General features: G+C 32.7%; 1 protein-coding gene. It reads left to right on the forward strand.

Annotated features, from left to right (window positions below):
• The first annotated feature begins 90 nt into the window (after positions 1–90).
• Positions 91–837, forward strand: coding sequence for a hypothetical protein (locus tag H5232_RS23210; RefSeq protein WP_182831645.1), 747 nt, complete (start codon positions 91–93; stop codon positions 835–837).
• The last annotated feature ends 473 nt before the right edge of the window (positions 838–1,310 follow it).

Raw genomic sequence — 1,310 nt, forward strand, 5'->3', positions numbered from 1 at the left:
TGCGACGGCGAGATTATTTGGAAGGACTAGCCTATTTCGTACAGGTAGTAGTGCAAATCGATTGGAAAAATATGGATGTGAGTGATGTAATTGAAACTTAATAATTATTTTTGGGGATCCCTTAGAGATTTATCATATACCAAAAATAATCTTGAGGTGATTGTAAAAAACGACGAAGATAAAATTCGTAGTGCTTATAGAAAAGAATATAAAGGGCTTGTAGAAAATATTAAATATGCGTCACAAAAACTAGCTCAGATAAATGAAAACATAGCGTCCAGATCAAATCTTAAAAATGAAATAGATGAGTATGAAGCTAGACTAAGAAGCGAACTGAATTTTAAAAACCAAGATTTAATAAATAAGAATAAAAAACTACTAGAAGATATTAATCAATTAAACAGTGTTAAAAATTTTACCATTAAAGAAAATAAAGAAAGTGCTATTAAGGCTTTTCAAAAAGAAAAAAAGTTATTAGTTGAACAATTTAATAAAAGCCTAGAGAGTGAAGTCAGTGAACTTTCTTTTAGGAAGTTAAAATTAGAATCCGAAATAGTGCAGTTATATGAAGACAGAGATGCAGTTCAATTGCTAGTAAATGAAAAAGAGTTGCTACTAGAATCAATCACAGTACAAAAATACGAAATCGAAAGTGAAAGAGAGCGATTAGAATTACTAGAAAAAAGCATCATAAAACAAAATCGGCTTTATCTAAATGCAGCAAAAAATATTGAAAGAATTACGCCTGACTTAAAAGAGCTAACTAGAAAAGGAGGAATTCCTTGGCCATTCACACATGATTTAGTTAATGAGCTGAGTAAAGAAATTAAGCCATAGACCTTTTAAAGTTTAGGCTCTTAAATAAAAAAGTCAGCTTTTGTATCTACTAACTAAACTATAGATTTGTATGCTACGGTGAGGTTAAATACCGAAGCCACAACGACACTCAGCCGATGAATATTACGTGGGAATTAACCAACCCCATGCCAAGTGAAATGTGGCATGAGGCTGGAAAATTGGCGGTTGGGTGAGATATTCAATCATAAACCGGAACAGCATCTTCAGAATGGCCTTGTAGTATCGCATTAATAACCGCTTTAACCGTTGCCCAGAATGAGTAACCCAGCAGAAAAATACATACAACTAGCATTGAATTAATATCTAACGAACTAAAGTTGTTAAAATATGCATATTCTCACCAGCTTTGATCACCCAATGGCATTAACTTTGATCGCTTATTCTCATTAAGCTTTGATCACGAAAATTACGCGATAATGATCACTTTTGTGTTCTTAATGATTTTGCCGATC

The organism is Pseudoalteromonas sp. SG41-5 (assembly GCF_014164495.1).
GTDB classification, from domain to species: domain Bacteria; phylum Pseudomonadota; class Gammaproteobacteria; order Enterobacterales; family Alteromonadaceae; genus Pseudoalteromonas; species Pseudoalteromonas rhizosphaerae.